Origin of the sequence: Campylobacter concisus, assembly GCF_003048675.2 — a bacterium.
GTDB classification, from domain to species: Bacteria; Campylobacterota; Campylobacteria; order Campylobacterales; family Campylobacteraceae; genus Campylobacter_A; species Campylobacter_A concisus_F.
Genome location: NZ_CP060707.1, coordinates 1,099,354 through 1,118,240 on the forward strand (window position 1 = coordinate 1,099,354; position 18,887 = coordinate 1,118,240).

Genomic DNA, 18,887 nt, shown 5'->3' on the forward strand with positions numbered 1-18,887 from the left:
ATGAAAGACAAAAAAATTTCAGATTTGTTTAAGTTACAGATTAGATAATACGCAGACAAAATAAAAGGATGAAAATGGATATAAAAACACAAACTTTAGCACAAGTTGCAAGCTATTTTTCGATGATAGCTCACACAAATGGCAGACTAAGAGTAAGGGTTAGCCCAAAGATCAAAGAGCTAAGCAGTAGCGTAAATTTAGCTAGTTTAGATGACATGATAGCTCAAATAAATGGCATAAAAAATGTTAAATTTAACAAGATAATCGGCTCTGTAACGATCGAATACGATCATGAAATTTTCCCTAAAAATCTCTGGGAGGATCTCTTAAAAGGGCAAAATTTAGAAGAAATTTCAGCTAAAGTAAATGAAGTAGCAAGAGAAGTAAAATATGCTTAATGAGCTTTTAAACGCCTCTTATACGAGCGAAAAAAACGCACTTAGGTTATATGAAAGCCTAGCTTCATTTGGCGAAGTATTTGATCAAATCGCAAGCGTGAGAAAAAATGCGATCGTTTTGATAGAGAAATTTGCAAGTGCGCATGAGTATGAGCTTGTTTGCGAAAATGAAGCTATCTTTTTGCCAGCAAAAAATAAAGAAGATGCACTGATAGAGGCACTAAACTATGAAAATGAGCTAAACAAAATGTATGAAAAATTTTGTGAAAGCTTAGATGACGAGGAGCTAAAAGATCTATTTTTTAGACTTTGGGCTACTTCAAATAACGAATATATCGCCTCTTTAAAGCACTGCTTAAAAGAAATTTATAGCGGATGTGAGGCAAAAAATGAGCTAAATTTAAATGAAATTTCACAAAATTTTGAGCAAAATGGCATAACAAACATTTTAGAAAGCTATCAAAATGACTTTAATGAGATAACTAAAAGCTTGCAAAATATCGCAAGTGGCAAGGCTGATAAAAGCGAGTTGGCAAAGATCACAAACAACCCAAATTTCTCGTTTTTTAGCGGGCTTGCGCTTGGGGCATTAGGCATTTCAGTAGTTAGCAAAAATTTAAATAAGGATGAAGAAGATGAATAATTTACAAAATCAAACAAAGAAAGGATTTAAAATGGCATTACCATTTTTAGCAGGTTTAGCAGTAGGCGGTTTAGCAGTAGTTGCTTGGAGTAAAAGAGATAAGATCAAAGAGTGCGCAAAAGACGGCTTAGACAAAGGCAAAGAGGCTGCAAAAGATCTTTACAAAAAAGGCAAAAATGTCGCAAAAGATGCAAAAGACTTCATGGTTAAAGAAGAGAAAAAAGCAAAACGTGGCGTTAAAAAAGTAGAAAAAGAGGCTGAAAAAGTGGTTAAAAAAACAAGAAAACCACGCGCTAAAAAGCCAGCAGCTCCAAAAGCTATCACACCAAACGATATAGCTTAAGGATAGAGAATGCAAGAAAATAGTCTTTTTACACTTTCAAATACAAGACTTCCATTTGATCACTTCATCAGTGGAGCCTTGATCGCTGGTATGGGTGCGGCTGCGCTTGGCTTTAGCGACTATCTAAATAACAGAGCAACTAAAAAAGACGTCGCTAAAAAGATAGCAAAATACGCCGTAACTGGTGGTTTTGTAGGTGCTGTTGGCATTCACGCTTCAAATTTGATAGCACAAAAAAAATATCTAAACGCAGCGGCTTTCACTGCAGCTGGCATCGGCGGTCTTTTGATAGCTGAAGAACTAATAAAATTGGAGAGTAAATAATGAATAACCCTTATATCAATGAAGAAAATGCAAACGAAATAGCAGCAAATGACGCAGCAGCAACTCAGCCAAGTGCGGTTGATAATGCGATAAATAATGCAGCTCAAAATTTACCATTTGTACCTGAAAATTTTAACGCAGCTGGCTTTGTAAAAGGCCTACTTTTAGGCGGCATAGCAGCTTATGTGCTAACTAATCCAAAAGCACAAGAGTGCGTATTTAAAGCGATCATCAAAGGTGGCGAGCTAATAAACGCTGGCATAGAAGAACTAAAAGAGCGTTTTGAAGATGTCAAAGCAGAACTTGACTCACAAAAATAAGGTCACTCTAGCTCACAAGAGCAAAAATAGAGCGAGGTTTATTTGCGAGAGCCTAAACGCTAGAAGCGATGTCAGCGCCATCGAGGCTGCGATCTCAGAGCGAACCGATGCAAAAAGCGTGCGTGTAAATAAATACGCAAAAAGCATCGTTGTTGAGTTTGATAAGAGCTATGAGAAAATTTTAGATTTTATAAAAAGCTATGATTTTCCAACCAAGCCAAAAGATGAGAGCCTACCTAGCAAAGCAAATATCTACAAAGCTGCTGCTGCACTTGGTGTAACGCCATTTATGAGTAACAAAACTCTAAAATCAGCCGTAACTCTTTACGCAACAGCTCCAAATTTAATAGAAGGCGCAAAAGAGCTAAGGTACGATGGCATCACCTCAAAAGTGCTTGAAGCAACTGCTATTGGCACAAGCCTTGCAATGGGCGATCATTTGGCGGCAAATAGCACAAATTTGATGATAAATATCGGCGAATACATGGAAGAAAGTGCTAGCCACAGAAGCGATGATCTCATCAAAGAGCTAGCCAAACCAAACATCGAAGAGGTCTGGGTCGAGCGAAATTTAAACGGTGAAAAGACGCTTGAAAAGGTAAAAACCGAAAATTTAAAAAAAGGCGACATCGTAGTAGTCGGAGCTGGCGAGACGATAGGCGTTGATGGCTACATCGTCGAGGGTAATGCTGATGTTAATCAAGTCTCAATGACTGGAGAAGCAGAACCCGTGGCAAAAGCTAGAGGCGACCGCGTCATAAGTGGCACTGTTGTAGATGAAGGCAGGATCAAAATTTGGGCTGAAAACGTAGGTAGCGACACCGCAACCGCAAGGATCAAAGAGTACATCCAAACTTCACTTAATGAAAAATCAGCCATCGGCGTAAAAGCTCTAAAACTAGCTGATAAACTAGTGCCAGTCACACTCTCTCTTGCTGGGCTTTCGTATGTTATAAATAAAAATATGAACAGCGTTGCAAGCGTGCTTCAGGCTGATTACTCTTGCGCACTTAAACTTGCTACGCCAGTTGCGTTTAAGTCAAGCATCTCAAAAGCCGGCAGAAACGGCATCCTCATAAAAGGCGCAAAGGCGATCGAGGCTCTAAGCTCGGTTGATACATTTGTTTTTGACAAAACTGGCACTCTAACTCACGGACGCCTAAGCGTGGTTGAAATTTACTCTTTTAAAGATGGATTTTCAGAGGCTGATATCTTAAATTTAACCGCAAGTGCTGAGGAGCACTACTTCCACCCAGTAGCTGAAGCGATAGTTGAGGCTGCAAACAAGCGTGGATTTAGCCATATCCACCACGACGAGGTCGAATTTATTGTAGCTCACGGCGTAAAAACTGCGATGCACGGCAAAGAGGTGGTCATCGGCAGTAGGCACTTTTTAGAAGATGATGAGATGATAAGCTTTAAAGCTCACGAAACGCTTATAAATAAGGCTTTGCAAAGCGGACTAACCCTGCTTTACGTAGGATACGACAAAGAGCTTGTTGGTGTGATCGCTATGAAAGATGATATGAGAGCAAATGCTAAAGATATGGTGGCAAAACTACGAAATCTTGGCGTAAAAGAGATAGTTATGCTAAGTGGCGACATAAAGAGCAAAGCTGAAGAGGTAGCGCGCGAGCTTGGGCTTGATAGGGTCTATGCTGAGTGCTTGCCAACGGACAAAGCAGCGATCATAGAAGAGCTAAAGAGTGAGGGCAAAAAGGTCGCCTTTGTCGGAGATGGCATAAATGACGCGCCAAGCCTAACAAAAGCAAATGTTGGCATAAGCATGCACAAAGGTGCTGATATCGCTAAAGCAACGGCTGATATAAGCCTTTTAAAAGATGACATCATGAGCGTAGCACTTGCAAAAGAGCTTGCTAATAAAACTATGAAGTTAATTAGCTCAAATTTCCGCTCAACCGTTGGCGTAAATACAGCCATACTAAGTGCCGCAACGCTTGGCATGCTAAATCCAATAGCAACTGCCATGCTTCACAATGGCACGACGATCTGGCTTCTGCTCAACTCAATGAAGGGCGTGAAGATCAAGTCAAAATAAATTTGAAAGGATAGATGGTGTTTGAGAATTTCTTAAACTTTTTAAACGGCAAAATGGATGTAGCCAACGACTTTTTATATGGATATTTTTTGGTTATCATCCTTGTAGCTTCAGGAATTTACTTTAGCTACCTTACCCGTTTTGTGCAGTTTAGGATGTTCTTTGAAGCTTGCAGAGTTCTGGTAGAGAAAAAGGATAAGTATAACAAGCACCATCTAACGCCGTTTCAAGCGCTGATGATCTCAACTGCTTCGCGCGTTGGCATCGGCAACATCGCTGGAATTTCAGCGGCTATCGTCGCAGGTGGTCCAGGAGCACTTTTTTGGATGTGTTTGATGGCATTTTTAGGCTCAGCTTCAGCCTTTATAGAGAGTACTTTGGCTCAAATTTATAAAACTAAAGATGTCTTTGGCTTTAAAGGCGGACCGGCTTATTACATCAAAAATGGGCTTGGCATAAAGTGGCTTGGCTCTTTGTTTGCCATCATCCTCATCATCACCTATGCTTATGGTTTTAACGGGCTTCAAAGCTACACCATGACCTCTGCTTTTGAAATTTACTACGACAAAGCAGGCAGCAACATCACCTTTGCGCAAAGTGGCTTGCCTATTGGCATCGGACTTATCCTTACAGCATTTACAGCTGTGATGTTTTTTAGCAAGAGCCACATCATCGGCAAAGTTAGCTCATATATCGTGCCTTTCATGGCGCTTACTTACATCTTGCTAGCTATCATCGCGATCGTTTTAAATTTCAAAGAAATTCCAGCCGTCATCAAGATGATCATAGAAAGTGCCTTTGATTTTAAAGCGATCTTTGGCGGATTTGCTGGAAGCGTGATCGTAATAGGCATAAAAAGAGGACTTTTCTCAAACGAGGCTGGTATGGGCTCAGCGCCAAATGCAGCGGCTGCGGCGCACACAAGCCACCCAGTAAAACAAGGGCTAGTGCAAGCAATGGCTGTCTTTATCGATATGACGATATGCGTCGCCTCTGGTATGATCGTGCTTTTTTCTCAAGCATATCTTACAAAACAAACTGGCGTAAGTGGCGAAGTGCTAACCGCCCTACCTCTTGTTCAAGCAGCGATGAAAGAGTATTTTGGCGACTTTGGACTACACTTTACGACCCTTGCAGTAGTGCTATTTGCCATCACATCGCTCATCGGCAACTACTACTACGCACAAGCAAATATGAAATTTCTGACAAAAAGTAAAAATTTAACGCTAGCATTTAAGATCACAGCAGTGATTATGATATTTATAGGTGCTCAGATGAACTTAAAACTCGCTTGGAACATCGCTGATATCACGATGGCAGCCATGGCTACGATAAACATTATCGCCATTTTCTTACTCTCAAAAGTGGTGATAATAGCGATAAAAGACTACGAAGCGCAAAGAAAAGCTGGTAAAAATCCAGAATTTGACCCAGAGAGTTTAGGCATCAAAAATACAAGCTGCTGGGGCAAAAACTAAAGGAGAAAATTTGGGAAAAGATATGAAGATAAGCGGCAAACTACTAGATCTAAACACGCATAGACAAGTAGCGAAGGTCGGCATGAGCGTCACTTTGGCATCTGTTTGCCTAAGCGCACTTTTTATGAAAAATAGATCTGTTAAAAAATTCCACGTAGTTTCTGGCATCGCATTTACATGCTTTGCACTTTACCACGCTGGACTTTACGACAATGGCATCTTTAAAAAGATGATCGTAAAAGCAAAAACCGCTTCAAAAAAGGCATAAAATGAGAATAAGCGACGCTGAAATTTTAGACTACATAAATGAGGATCTACCCTACTTTGACCTCACAACGTCGCTTCAAGATATCGATAAAAAAGCCTCGCTTGAAATTTACTCGCGTGATGAAATTTGCGTTAGCTGCGTAGATGTGGCAGCAAGCATAGCAAGGCTACTTGGCTGCGAGAGCGAAATTTTTGTTAAAAACTCTCAAATTTGCAAGGCTGGCGATGTGATCATAAAAATTTATGGCAGCTACGAAGATGTGCATAAGGCTTGGAAACTAGCCCAAGTTGCACTAGAGTACGCCAGCGCCATCGCAACCTACACAAACAAAATGTCAAAAGCTACAAAAGGCGTCAATGAAAAATGCGAGGTCTTAGCAACCAGAAAGAGCTTCCCATTTGCAAAGAAATTTTGTGTAAAAGCCGTGCTTGAAGGTGGTGGCGGTATGCACAGACTTGGACTTAGCGACAGCGTTCTTTTCTTTAAAAACCACATAAAAGCCTACGCTAGCTTTGATGAATTTATCTCACATTTGCCAGAATTTAAAGCCAAAATGGTCGAGCGAAAGATCTGCGTCGAGGCTGAAAATTTAGATGAGGCGAGCAAGCTTTTAAAGGCAAAATGCGACGTCGTGCAGTGTGATAAATTTAGCCCAGAGCTTATCAAAAACGTGCTAGCCTTAAGAGATGAAATTTCGCCAAATACTATGATACTAGCAGCTGGCGGCGTAAATTTATCAAATGCAAAAGAATTTGCAGCTGCCGATGCGATAGTAACTTCTGCAATGTATTCAAAAGGCGTTGCTGACATCAGCACAAGACTTGAAATTTTGTAAAATTTTACATATAAAAATACATATAATTTATATATCAAATAATAAATAGCTCTTATTCTGCTAATTATTTTAGTAAGCGTCTATCAAATTTTAAAATTTCATGAGCGAGTAATTTCGGCTCTAAAATTTGAGCTAAGCGGTAAGCGAAGTCAAATTTTAGTAGTCGATTCTTGCGAGTGAATGGAATTTTAAAATTTGCAAATACTAAAGGTATGAGCAGAAAAAACAATATAAAATTTTAAAGCAGTTAAATAAAATATTAAAATTAAAAAGATAATTTATTAAATTCCAACCCAGCTTAAACCAGGTTGGAATTTATTGAGTAGTTTTTCATTAAACAAATTTGAGCTTATTTAAAACCCTAAACAAGAAATGTTTTAGAATTTCTTCTTCCTAACCTCTTCAACTATAGCTTTAGCCATCTCATCTACTTCTGATGTTACTTCATTTGCTTGGTTAGCAATTACTACATTTTCTTTTGTTAGGTGATCTATTTGAGCAACTGATTGATTGATCATGTTTATGCCTTCACTTTGCTCTTTGATTGATTCACTCATCTCATTTATTGATTGAGCTAATACATTTGTATTTGCTTCTATCTCACCAAGTGATTTTTGAGTTCTCTCAGCTAGTTTTCTAACTTCATCAGCAACTACGGCAAAGCCTCTGCCATGCTCTCCTGCACGTGCTGCTTCAATAGCAGCATTAAGAGCTAGTAGATTTGTTTGATCTGCTATATCTCTAATGATAGTTATGATGTTTTTAATTTCATCACTTTGTCTTATAACATCAGCTGTCTTTTGAGAGATGGCATTCATTGAGCTAGACATTTGCTCAACTGCAGCAGCTGATTCTTGTAAGCTATTTGCTTGAGTGTTTGCTGAGCTTGCTACTTTAGAAACTGAGCTAGCTAAAAGTTTAGCTTTTTCTTCTAGTACTTGAGCTTGGTTTAGATTGTCATTTAGCATTTTAGATATCTCAATGCCAAGAGAGTTTATACCACTTGCTATCTTTCCATCATCATCAAGTCTTTTTGTAAAGTCTTGGTTTTTATAAGTGTTTAGTAGATTTAATACATCTTTACCATTGCTTGAGATTGCTTCTTTAAGAGCAAGTTGTAGATCTTTAAATGTGCTTTTTAGTTGATTTAGAGCTGGGTTATTAGTATCTGCTTCTAAGCTTGCTTCATAGTTGCCATCTTTTATCTCATTTACAAAGGTGTTGGCTTTTTGGATGAAGGTGTTTTCATGCTCTTTTGCCGTCTGGATAACCTCTATATTTTCATTTATAAGCGATGACATGATGCAAATTTCATCTTTGCCTTTTAAACTTAGAAGTTTGGCAGAATTTGTCTTGTTGTTTAGATACAAGAAAAACTCGCCAAGACCGCCCTTTACGCTATCGATGCCTGAGATGATATTTTTACCAACGACAAGCGAGATAAAGACGAGTGCGACGATAAAACAGGCAAGCATTATAGCCATAAATAGCACAAGGTTGCTGGCCTCATCTTTGTCGTGAGTGGCTAGCTCTTTCATATCATTTAGCAAGTAAAGCTCGTAGTTTCTGAGACTATCGATCAAATTTGTTATGCCTTTAAACCAGCTAGCCGCCTCGATCTTTCTGGCTGTCTCTTCTGGAGTAGCGATAGCGTCTTTGATGATCTCGTCTATTTGCTTAAATTCATTGCTTTGCAAGATATCTTTTTGCAGGCTGTCTGCGTATTTGCCGCTATTAAATTTGACATAGTCGTTTAAAAACTTTTTGATGTTTGCGTCGTGAGAGATCAAATTTACATAAGTGTTTTTGTCGATCTCGTCTTTGATAAAGGCGACGTTCATTATCGCTCTTGTGATGCCGTAGTACTCTTTGATCTTTGAAATGCTAAAAATCCTAGCCAAGTTGTCTTTCATATCAGGCTCAGAGCTGCTTGCGAGGGAATTTTCAAATATAAGTGTATTTTCGATCATATCGTGAAATTTAGGAGCTATGAGAGCAAAACTTTCTTTGTTATCTACTTTTGCTCTTATGTTATTAAGCTCGCTTGAGAGTTCATCTTTGTTAGAAAGTTTAGACAAAACGCCATCAACTTTAGCTCTTTGCTCTTTTAAATTTTTATCAGCATCTTTGCCATTAGCTATAAAGCCTGCGCTATAACCACGCTCTTTTTGAAGTTCATGGATAAATTCACTTTGTTTTATGATATCTTCAGCTGTATTAAGGCTTGATACAGCTTGGCTTCTAGTCTTAAAAACACCATTTAAAATATAAATACTTGTTGCACTTAAACAAATAAGACTTAAAATTACAATTAATAGGATCTTTATTTTTATACTTAGATTATTCATTTTTCATTCCTTTGCATTATAAGATACGATATATAGGCTGTTTCTCCTAAAAACAAGGCGGATTTTATTACTTTAATAATTAAATATAACTTGAAAATATAAATTACATTTAAGCAACAATAAATTTACTTTACTTAGTAAATAGCCTATTTTAGGTGATTTAAGAAAATTTTAATTACAAATAAATAATATTAATTAATAAAAAATATTTAAATTTTCTCTAAAATTTACGAAAATGAATAGATAAATTTGAAAAAGTAGTTAAAGATATTTTATAAGCAAAGATAAATTTAAGCAGGAGATCACTCCCCTGCTTTGAGATTATTTAGAAAATTTTGGCTCAGAAAACGCTGTAAGTTTTGGTGCTTCATCGCCTTGATATTTTCTAATATTTACAAGAGCTGTATGGCTGATGTTGCCGTTTGCTAGCTTACTTGTTGGGATATCTATGGTTAGCACGTTTGCAGAGCCGTTTTTGCAGATGCCACTATCAAAGCCGTCATACCAAGCGCCCTCAGCTAGTTTTACAACGCCCTCTTTTATGTTTTTAGTCACATAGGCACCCGCTAGTACCTCGCCACGAGCGTTAAATACACACACCAAATCGCCTGTTTTTACGCCAAGCTCTTTTGCGTCATTTTCGTTTATCCACACTGGCTCGCGGTTAGCGATAGCATACTTGTCACGAAGTGAAGTTTGACTTAGCTGTGAGTGCAAGCGGTCAGTTGGGTGAGCGCTTATCATGTGGTATTTTGCAGGTTTGTCTTTCATGCCTAGCCACTCGATCGGCTCAAACCAAGTTGGGTGCGCCTTGCAGTCGTCATAGCCCATTTTCTCGATCGTATCTGAGTAAATTTCGATAAGACCGCTAGGCGTTCCAAGAGCGTTTAGCACAGGATCTTCTCTAAATTCACCAAGTCTTACCCAACTATCACTATCTTGAGATGAGGCAAATGTGACTGGTTTGTTTTCATTCCAAAACTCTTCAAATGGCTTCATGTCGCTTGCAAGCTCAGGGACGGCCTTTACTTGAGCGTAGGCTGCGTCGTAGTACTCTTTGATCCAGTCAAACTCGTCTTTGCCGTTATCTGTGTAGGCGATCACTAAATTTTTAGCATAAGCCTTGCAAAGGTCAGTGAAAATTTGATAGTCATCTTTTGCCTCGCGGTATTTTTCAACGACTTGTTTCATTGGCACGATATTCATGTTTGAGTAGTCCCCAGTCATCGTGATATCGTTTCTCTCATACTCTGTTGTGACTGGAAAGACGATATCAGCCATCTTTGCTGTCGGTGTCCAGTATGCTTCATGAACGACAACCGTTCTTGGCTTTCTCCACGCTTTTAAATTTGTATTAGTATCTTGGTGATGCACAAGCGGGTTGCCGCCGACCCAGTAGATAAAGTCGATGTCTGGATAGGTGATCTTTTTGCCGTCGTGATCTATCACTTTGCCAGGGTGAAGCAACGCATCAGCGATACGAGCTACTGGGAAAGCGTAGTTGGTTGCTTTTTGTAGCCAGCTTTGACCTGTGCCTGCTACTGCGGCTGCTTTTGCGACAAAGCGACCGTGTTTGTCAAATTCGCCCGTATCAGTGCCGATAAACTCGCCTTTTTCGTTAAATTTACCCACACTTGCGCTATTTACGCCGCCTATGACTGCGCCTTTGCATGTTGGTGCGCCGCCATTTGAGTAGTGGTAGCTTAAGCCAAAGCCTCCACCTGGTAGGCCTATCTGACCGATCATAGCTGCAAGTGTCACCATCGCCCAGTGTGGTTGCTCGCCGTGGTGAGCGCGCTGCATACCCCAGCCACTCATTAGCATTGTGCGGTTGCTTACAAATGTATCAGCTAGCTCTTTTAAAGTATCTTTGTCGATGCCACAAATTTTGCTCGCCCACTCTAAATTTTTAGGAGTGTTGTCTGTCTTGCCAAGTAGATATGGGAGGAATTTATCAAAGCCATAAGTGTAGTTTTCGATAAATTCTTTATCGTATTTGCCACTTTCATATAGGTAGTGCATCATGCCTAGCATCATCGCTGTGTCGGTGTTTGGCACTGGAGCGATCCACTGAGCTTTGTCAAAGTATTGTGCTGTTTCAGACCTGATAGGATCGATCACGATCACTTTGATATCTTTTTTGTTTTTTAGCTCTTCAAAGTATTTAAAGCCTTGTTCATCAGTCGCTGTCCAAGCTATACGAAGTGTCGCAAGTGGGTTTGCACCCCAGATGACTACGACTTTTGAGTTTTCTAGCACGACTGGCCAGCTAGTTTGCTGCTCATAAACCTCGATACTACCTACAACGTGAGGCATGATGATCTGACTAGCGCCTGTTGAGTAGTCGCCTAGCGAGCCAACAAAGCCGCCACTAAGGTTCATAAATCTATGAAGTAAAATTATTGAGTTATGCACATTGCCGCTTGATTTCCAGCCGTAGCTACCTGCAAAAACGCTCTCTAAACCTTTTTGAGCTCTTGTTTTTTTAAGCTCCTTAGCAACTAGTTTGATCGCTTCTTCGTAAGGCACTTCGACCCACTCATCGATGCCGCGAAGCTCTGGTTTTGGGCTATCTGGGTTTTCAAGGTAGCTCTTTCTAACTACTGGGCGTTTGATACGACTTTTGTAGATCATATCTGGTGTGTAGTGCTGAAGTGGGTTGTAAATTTCACTTGTCTTTTGGATAGGCTCTGACTTTACAGCGATGCCGTTTTTGGTTGTTACTTTTAGCATGCCCCAGTGAGCAGCTGTAAGAGTTTCGCCATTTTTTACAACGCCCTTTTTAACCTCATCAGCAAACAAATTTGAAGCTGTTACACCTGAAAGCAAAGGTGTAGCTGCAAGTGCTGTTGCACCTTTTTTTAGAAAATCTCGTCTGTTCTCGTTCATTTTTTCTCCTTTTATTATCTTTAACTTCTCACTTGAGCAAGCCCAATCTGCGAGCGGAAGTGCAAGCACTCCCTGCACCCACCTAAAGTTACTCGTCCGACTACGCGGACTAAATTTGGTTTTCTCCCCGAGTAAAACACATTAAATTTAAGACCTAGTTTTTGATCCTAAATTTTGGTTTTACTTCTCGCTTGAGCAAGCCCAAGCTGCGACAAACCCCATCGGTTTGATCCCGCACTAAAGACTAAGATCGCAATTAAGCGATCTAAATTTTGGTTTTATCCTAGAGTAGCTACCCATCGCTCGCATCGCTAGCGATATGCTCCGCTCACTCTTACAAATTTACAGTCCGATCAGACTGAAAATTTTGGCTCTTTAAAGGCGCTAAGCTCTGGTGCCTCACCTTTAAATTTTTTGATATTAACAAGCGTCGTATGCGAGATATTTGCATTTGAGAGCTTGCTAGCTGGGATGTCGTTTGTTAAAACGTTTATGCAGCCATTTTTGCAAACGCCCTTCTCATCTGGGTCGTACCATGCGCCCTCGCAAAGCCTTGCTACGTTGTAGCTCACATCATCGCTCACCACAGCGCCTGCTAAAATTTCACCTCTCTTGTTATAAACACGCACGATGTCGCCTGTTTTGATGCCAAGTTTTTTAGCATTTTTAGTGTTTATCAAGATCGGCTCACGATCAGCTACCGCGTACGTATCTCTAAGCGACGTTATGCCTAGCTGAGAGTGCAAACGCACGCTTGGGTGTGGGTTTAGCAGGTGAATGCTAGCTGATTTTTTCTTCGCACCCAGCCACTCAGCAGGCTCCATCCACATAGCATGACCCTTGCAGTCGTCGTAGTTCATATTTGCTATCGTCTCTGAGTAAATTTCTATAAGACCACTTGGCGTGCAAAGAGCGTTTAAGATAGGGTCCTCTCTAAACTCAGCGTGTCTTACCCAAGCCTCGTTCTCTGTGGTTGAGTCAAATTTAGTAGGCTCGTTTTTCTCCCACCACTCGCTAAATTTAGGCATTTTAACGCCAAGAGCTTTGTTTTCATTGATGACTTTAGCGGCACTATCGTAGTATGACTTGATGAAATCAAGCGGCTCTTTCGCCCCGTCAGTGTAAATTTCAGCCACACCATCAGCATAGGCCTTGCTTAGATCAGAGAAAATTTGATAGTCGTCTTTTGCCTCGTTTTGTTTGGCTACGACTTGCTTCATTGGCATGATGTATTGATTAGAGTAGTCGCCAACCATAGTGATATCATCTCTTTCATAAAGCGTCGTCACTGGAAATACAATATCAGCCATCTTTGCTGTTGGTGTCCAGTAAATTTCATTTACCACGACCGTTCTTGGCTTTTGCCATGCACGTTTTAGCTTATTTAAATTTTGCTGGTGACCAAATGGATTGCCCCCTGCCCAGTAGATGAAGTCGATATCTGGATAGGTGATCTTTTTGCCGTTATGATCTATCGTCTTGCCAGGGTTTAAAAGCACGTCAGCTATGCGAGCCACTGGGAAAGAGGCTGCTTGCATCTCTTCTATCTCGGCTTTTAGCTTCTCATCAGCCACGTCTTTTGCATATCCTTTAAATTTACCATCTTTGATGACACCGATATCTGCAGGGTTGATACCGCCAACGACCGTTGCTGTGCTAGTTGGCACGCCGCCGCCGCTGTAATGATAGCTAAAGCCAAAGCCTCCGCCTGGTAGGCCTATCTGACCAAGCATCGCCGCAAGTGTGACTAGCATCCAGTAAGGCTGCTCTCCGTGGTGAGCACGCTGCATAGCCCAGCCGCCCATTATCATCGTGCGGTTTTTGTACATTTTAACACCAAGCTCTTTTATCACCTTTTCGCTGACGCCACAAATTTTGCTCGCCCATTTTGGTGTTTTTGGCTTGCCATCTTTTTTACCAAGTAGATATGGCAAGAATTTATCAAAGCCAACTGTGTAGTTCTCTAAAAACTCTTTATCGTAGTTTTTGGTCTTATATAGATGATACGCCATGCCAAGCATCATAGCTGTGTCGGTGTTTGGCACTGGAGCGATCCATTTTGCCTTACCGTCAAAGTAATTACCCGTTAGACTTTTGATAGGGTCAATTATAATGATCTCTTTATCGCTATTTTTTAGATCTTCTAGGTATTTGTATCCCAGCTCATCAGTCGCCGTCCAGCCAACTCTTAGTGTAGCTACTGGGTCACTTCCCCAGATCACTACGACTTTTGAGTTTTCAAGTACCACTGGCCATGTAGTTTGCTGCTCATAGACCTCTATGCCGCCCATAACGTGAGGCATGATAACCTGCCCTGCACCTGTCGAGTAGTCGCCAAGACCGCCGACAAAGCCGCCAGTTAGGTTCATAAATCTAGCCAAAAGCGTGGTCGAGCTATTGAAATTTCCACTTGATTTCCACGCTGGAGACTTCGCATAAACGCTAGCAAGGCCTCTTTGAGCTCTTGTCTTTTTTAGCTCTCTTGCAACTAGCTTGATAGCGTCCTCATACTTTACCTGCACCCACTCATCTTGACCGCGTAGCTCTGGCTTTGGGCTATCTGGGTTTTCAAGATAGCTCTTTCTCACCATAGTATGCTTGATGCGGCACTTGTAGATCATGTCTGCAGTGTAGCCTCTTAATGGGTTTGGTATGCTGCTTAAAACGCTAAGTGGCTTTGAGCCAGTCACAACACCGTCTTTTACGCTAACATCCATCATACCCCAATACGCCGAGGTTCTAACGCTACCATTTTGTACTAAGCTTGGTTTTACACTGCCATTTCCACTAAAAGCGCAACCGCCTAGAAAAGGTGTAGCAGCTAAAGCCAAACTACCTTTTAAAAATTTTCGTCTTTGCATTAATAAATACCTTTTTTACTTTGCTTTATTACTTCTCGCTTGAGCAAGCCCAAGCTGCGACAAACCCCATCGGTTTGATCCCGCACTAAAGACTAAGATCGCAAATCTGCGATCTATTTTAATGTTCTTTAGCAGCTTAGCAAAGCTAAGCCTAAGAACCAACTCTAAAGACTAAGATCGCAAGTCTGCGATCTAAATTTTGGTTTTACTTCTCGCTTGAGCAAGCCCAAGCTGCGAGCGGAAGTGCAAGCACTCCCTGCACCCACCTAAAGTTACTTGTCCGACTACGCGGACTAAATTTGGTTTTCTATCTAAGTAAAACCATTAAATTTAAACCCTTTGCCTTGCTAAATTTGATTAAATTTAGCCCTGCTATGTTTTACTTATTTGCCTAAATTCACATCAGATGAGTGTTTTTGTAGGTATTCGATAACTAGCCACTCGTCTTTTTTCTCTATTGCGGTTCTGCCGATCATTGATTTTAGAAGTGATGGCCATTGATTTGCGTTAAAGTGCGTAGTTTGAGGCAACGCATGGCAAACGCCACAGCTCTCTTTATACATCTTATCAGCTTTTGCAAACATCGCATTTACATCAGTGCTAAAGCCATCTTTTTGAACAAAAACAGTCGTTTCTACCTCGTTCCATTTGCCGTTTTTGCCCTCTTTTATCACTTTGATATCAAAAGGTGCAGTTTTAGCAAATGCTACTGAGATGATCCTCGCTCCATCAGCAAAATAAACTACGTTGCTAACGGCTGGGTTTTGATAGCCTTTTACTTTGATCTGCACTCTGTCGCCGCTAGTTTGCAAAATTTCAACTGCGTTGGTTGGTAGCAGCCTGCCTATGCTCTTAGCTGAGTTTGCGTCAGCATATACGTCCTTTACGACATCTGTGTAGTTCATACCCGCACCAAATGCAGCACAAGCCACGATGGCTGATAGAATAATTTTTTTCATATTTCTCCCTTCAAAATGAAATTGTCAAATTCTAGAGGCTTTTTGATTAATTACAAATTAAAATTAAAAATACAATTTAAGAATAACGCAGAAAATTTTATTTAAAAATGAGTAGAAATACGCCAGATACGATAAGACAGACGGCTAAAATTTCTTTTAAATTTAGCCTCTCACCAAGAAATATAACAGCCAAAATGACAGCTAGCACAACGCTAAATTTATCAACCAGTGCTACTTGATAGACCTTGCCCGCTTGCATCGCTTTAAAATACATAAGCCACGAAAGCCCAGTTGCCATGCCACTTAGTATGAGAAAGAGCCAGTTTTTGGGACTTAGCGAGCTTAGCGGTTGCCATTTTTTAGCCACGCTTAAAAGCAAAACAAGCATCAAAATGACAACGATCGTTCTTATAAATGTCGCAAAATCGCTGTCTATGTCCTTTACACCAAGCTTTGCAAAGATCGCTGTAAGCGCAGCAAAAACAGCCGAAAGAGCTGCGTAAATAAACCACTCTGGCATCTTTATCCTTATAAATTTAAAGGGGCAAATTTGCTTCGCCCCAAGCTAAATTTATCCCTCGTAATCGCCAAGCATATCAATTGTCGGCGCAAAAAATAGTGTACCAGTTACTGGCGTACTAAAGTCAAGCAGCCTATCTGAGTTGCCTTTTGGCTCGCCGATAAACATCTTTTTAAGCATAAGCTCAACCGTTGAAAATGTGCTCGCATAAGCGATGAAGTAAGTGCCTGTTTTGCTACCTTCAGTAAATGGCATATTGCCACGCACGACCTTTTTATCGTCGCCTACATTTGCTGCAGCTGAGTGTGAATTTGTAGGTTTTACGCTCTCGTCCATCTCGATGTCATACTCTTTTGAGCGGCCTATAACTTTTTCTTGCTCGCTCACGCTTGTGGCGTTCCACTCTTGCATTTTATGGAAGTATTTTTGCACGAAAACGTAGCTACCACCTTTAAATTTAGCATCCTCTTTGCCAACTTTTGCAAAGTGGTCTCTATCTTCGCCGTCAGGATTTTCAGTGCCATCGACAAAGCCAATTATCGCTCTGCCGTCGTGGTACTTAAAGCCTTGAGTCTCATCTGTAAGCTCTGCAAATTTAAACAAAACTTCTTTGATATTTTGCGCCATGTCAAAGCAGTCAGCCGCATTTAGAGCGCGGATATGGATGTGTATATCGCCCTTTGTGCTAACAGCTTCGTGTTTATCGCCCTTGATCGCTTTAAAATTTACAAGCTCTTTTGGCAATTCTTTTGAAATTTCAAGCTTTTTCCAAGCATCATGACCCACGCCAAGGACGCAATTTACATTTTCATTTGCGCCAAATCTAACTTTGGCAGTTTTATTTAAATTTACAACCAAAGCACAAAGCTTAGCAAAGCCCTCTTTACATGCCTTTTTGTCGCCTTTTAAGACCCATGTTTGAAAGACTGTGTTGTTACCAGGTGTTTGTGTGACCTCTTGTGAATTTACACTCATTTTTTCTCCTTTAAATTTAATTTTTATGCGATATTTTCTAAATTTAGTTGCTCATTTATCTGCTCGTCACTATCGTCAAAGACGAACTCGACCTTATTTGCGCCAAAGCTCTTAGCTATCGCCTCAAGCGTGTCACGAGCTGATTTGTGGATTTTGCTTTGAAGCTGCGAGATAAGGCGAACGCTCATCTTTTTCACTTCGTTTCTTGCCTCTTCGATTAGTCTATTTTTATCTTCTTCAGTAAATGTGCTACCAAAAAAGCCATTTAGCGAGTCAGGCAGCAAAAATGGTATAAATTTTCCGTTTTTCTCATCATAAAATTTCATATCGGCGATTGAAAATTTATACTTACATGGGGGCATTTTTATCTTGTAGCTAGAGTTTGCGATCTGCATGATCTCAAGTTTTGGGCTGGTTAGATCGTAGATGAAATTTATCTCAAACTCAAATATCATCGAAAGCTTCTTTTCACTCACTAGCCACCTTAGATACTCTTTACCAAAATTTCCAAACGCATGATCTGTCTTTGTAACGATCTCTTTGCTATAAACTTGAAAAACAGATAATTCGCCGATGCTTTTAAGCTGCGAAATTTCAGTGCTGACTGAGACATTTTCGCTATCGTCTTTTGCCTTTTTTAGCGCCTTGTTTGACCTATAAAATGCAAATGCCAAAATAGCTAGCAAGATAGCTAATATCAAATTTGCGTATTCGCTCATATTTTCTCCTTTAAAGCCCGCATTTTATCCTAAATTTGTAAAGCAAAAGAAATTTATCACTCTGGCAAGGTGATGGGGCTATTATAAGGCATGTGAGCTCCCACTATCTTTGTAGTCTCATCCTCCAAGCCATCAAGCACCTTTTCTCTTGTTTTAGCAGCTTGCGCTGGATCTACATCATAAGTTATAGATATGCTTGGCTCGACCTCTTGCACTGCTAGGACGTGAAGAAGGTCGGCTATAAAGATGATCTTATCGTTATCTGTCTCAAAGCTTATCAAGTTGTGCCCTGGAGTGTGGCCATAGGCTGGGATAGCCATGATCTTTAGTGCCCCGTTAAATAGCGGCTTTTTATGGTCAAAAAAGCTCTTATCATCCTTATAAAGCGATAAAATTTTCTTTGTCCTCTCATCTTTACCCTTCATCCAGTAGTCCCACTCCTTTTCATCTATAAAAAGCTTGGCATTTTTAAATGTCTTTTTGCCACCATCTATGAGCCCGCCTATGTGATCAGGATGAGCGTGCGTGATGATGACGTAGGTTAGATCCTCTGGTTTTATATTGCCAAAAGTTTGCAGATCATACTTTAAAACCTCCAAGCTATCTTCATAACCGCTATCTATGAGCGCTGTGTAGTCCTCGCACTTTGCAAACATTACGTTGTGTTTGTTTGGTAAATTTTTAGTATTTGCCACAAGCTCTTTTTGCGCCTCATCTTTGGCTATTAGCTTATCTACTGGCGCGTCAGTCGTCTTTAGTGAAAATACATAAAGCTTGCATCCGCCCATAGCTCCTATCCATACTTGATCATTTTGTTTGCCAACCACCTCATCATCGGCACAAAAAGCCAAAGTGCAAAACAACGCAAGACTTAATAAACTCTTTTTCATATCTCATCCTTGAATAAATTTGCGAAATTTTAGTCCTGTAAATTTAATGAAAAATAAT

At 40.4% G+C, this 18,887-nt stretch carries 17 protein-coding genes; 9 read left to right on the forward strand and 8 right to left on the reverse strand.

Going from position 1 to position 18,887, the window contains the following annotated elements; translation table 11 throughout:
• Nucleotides 1-74: 74 nt before the first annotated feature.
• The 9 genes from CVT00_RS05515 to modD are packed head-to-tail and all read left to right on the forward strand — an operon-like array spanning nucleotide 75 to nucleotide 6,668.
• Complete coding sequence (locus tag CVT00_RS05515) at nucleotides 75-398, forward strand: HMA2 domain-containing protein (protein ID WP_002942231.1); 324 nt, start codon at nucleotides 75-77, stop codon at nucleotides 396-398.
• Nucleotides 391-1,041 carry a ferritin-like domain-containing protein gene (locus CVT00_RS05520; protein ID WP_103603640.1) on the forward strand — a complete coding sequence of 217 codons (651 nt, stop codon included), beginning with the start codon at nucleotides 391-393 and terminating at the stop codon, nucleotides 1,039-1,041. Before CVT00_RS05515 ends, CVT00_RS05520 begins: the two co-directional genes overlap by 8 nt.
• A gap of 31 nt (nucleotides 1,042-1,072) precedes the next feature.
• A complete protein-coding gene (locus tag CVT00_RS05525; RefSeq protein ID WP_035142523.1) occupies nucleotides 1,073-1,384 on the forward strand; it encodes a hypothetical protein in 312 nt (103 codons plus the stop codon).
• Nucleotides 1,385-1,393: 9 nt separating this feature from the next.
• Complete coding sequence (locus tag CVT00_RS05530; protein WP_009293949.1) at nucleotides 1,394-1,708, forward strand: hypothetical protein; 315 nt, start codon at nucleotides 1,394-1,396, stop codon at nucleotides 1,706-1,708.
• The gene (locus CVT00_RS05535) at nucleotides 1,708-2,028 is read left to right on the forward strand and encodes an oxidoreductase (RefSeq protein WP_107915792.1); all 321 of its coding nucleotides are present in this window, start codon (nucleotides 1,708-1,710) and stop codon (nucleotides 2,026-2,028) included. Before CVT00_RS05530 ends, CVT00_RS05535 begins: the two co-directional genes overlap by 1 nt.
• Nucleotides 1,997-4,087: a heavy metal translocating P-type ATPase gene (locus tag CVT00_RS05540; RefSeq protein WP_430516351.1), complete on the forward strand. Its 2,091-nt coding sequence runs from the start codon at nucleotides 1,997-1,999 to the stop codon at nucleotides 4,085-4,087. Before CVT00_RS05535 ends, CVT00_RS05540 begins: the two co-directional genes overlap by 32 nt.
• 14 nt (nucleotides 4,088-4,101) lie before the next feature.
• Entirely contained in the window at nucleotides 4,102-5,565 is a 1,464-nt protein-coding gene (locus tag CVT00_RS05545) for an alanine/glycine:cation symporter family protein (RefSeq protein WP_103565764.1), read from the forward strand.
• Nucleotides 5,566-5,575: 10 nt separating this feature from the next.
• A complete protein-coding gene (locus tag CVT00_RS05550) occupies nucleotides 5,576-5,833 on the forward strand; it encodes a helicase (RefSeq protein WP_107915796.1) in 258 nt (85 codons plus the stop codon).
• A 1-nt stretch (nucleotide 5,834) separates the two neighbouring features.
• A complete protein-coding gene (modD, locus tag CVT00_RS05555; protein ID WP_107915798.1) occupies nucleotides 5,835-6,668 on the forward strand; it encodes a ModD protein in 834 nt (277 codons plus the stop codon).
• A 377-nt stretch (nucleotides 6,669-7,045) separates the two neighbouring features.
• Here the strand turns inward: modD and CVT00_RS10385 are convergent, their stop codons facing one another.
• The 8 genes from CVT00_RS10385 to CVT00_RS05595 form a co-directional block, all read right to left on the reverse strand.
• Nucleotides 7,046-9,016 (reverse strand): methyl-accepting chemotaxis protein, encoded by a 1,971-nt coding sequence (locus CVT00_RS10385; RefSeq protein ID WP_107915800.1) that lies wholly within the window; start codon nucleotides 9,014-9,016, stop codon nucleotides 7,046-7,048.
• A 321-nt stretch (nucleotides 9,017-9,337) separates the two neighbouring features.
• Nucleotides 9,338-11,905 carry a molybdopterin-dependent oxidoreductase gene (locus CVT00_RS05565; protein WP_103558454.1) on the reverse strand — a complete coding sequence of 856 codons (2,568 nt, stop codon included), beginning with the start codon at nucleotides 11,903-11,905 and terminating at the stop codon, nucleotides 9,338-9,340.
• Between the two features lie 353 nt (nucleotides 11,906-12,258).
• Nucleotides 12,259-14,766 carry a molybdopterin-dependent oxidoreductase gene (locus CVT00_RS05570; protein ID WP_103558453.1) on the reverse strand — a complete coding sequence of 836 codons (2,508 nt, stop codon included), beginning with the start codon at nucleotides 14,764-14,766 and terminating at the stop codon, nucleotides 12,259-12,261.
• 383 nt (nucleotides 14,767-15,149) lie between these two features.
• Nucleotides 15,150-15,725: a cytochrome C gene (locus CVT00_RS05575; RefSeq protein ID WP_107915802.1), complete on the reverse strand. Its 576-nt coding sequence runs from the start codon at nucleotides 15,723-15,725 to the stop codon at nucleotides 15,150-15,152.
• 97 nt (nucleotides 15,726-15,822) lie between these two features.
• On the reverse strand, nucleotides 15,823-16,245 hold the full coding sequence (locus CVT00_RS05580; RefSeq protein WP_107915804.1) for an EamA family transporter: 423 nt from the start codon (nucleotides 16,243-16,245) through the stop codon (nucleotides 15,823-15,825).
• 51 nt (nucleotides 16,246-16,296) lie between these two features.
• On the reverse strand, nucleotides 16,297-17,220 hold the full coding sequence (locus CVT00_RS05585) for a Dyp-type peroxidase (protein ID WP_107915806.1): 924 nt from the start codon (nucleotides 17,218-17,220) through the stop codon (nucleotides 16,297-16,299).
• Nucleotides 17,221-17,243: 23 nt separating this feature from the next.
• Complete coding sequence (locus CVT00_RS05590) at nucleotides 17,244-17,939, reverse strand: DUF4230 domain-containing protein (protein WP_002942821.1); 696 nt, start codon at nucleotides 17,937-17,939, stop codon at nucleotides 17,244-17,246.
• Between the two features lie 56 nt (nucleotides 17,940-17,995).
• Nucleotides 17,996-18,829, reverse strand: a complete 834-nt coding sequence (locus CVT00_RS05595) for an MBL fold metallo-hydrolase (RefSeq protein ID WP_107915808.1) — start codon at nucleotides 18,827-18,829, stop codon at nucleotides 17,996-17,998.
• Between the last annotated feature and the right edge of the window lie 58 nt (nucleotides 18,830-18,887).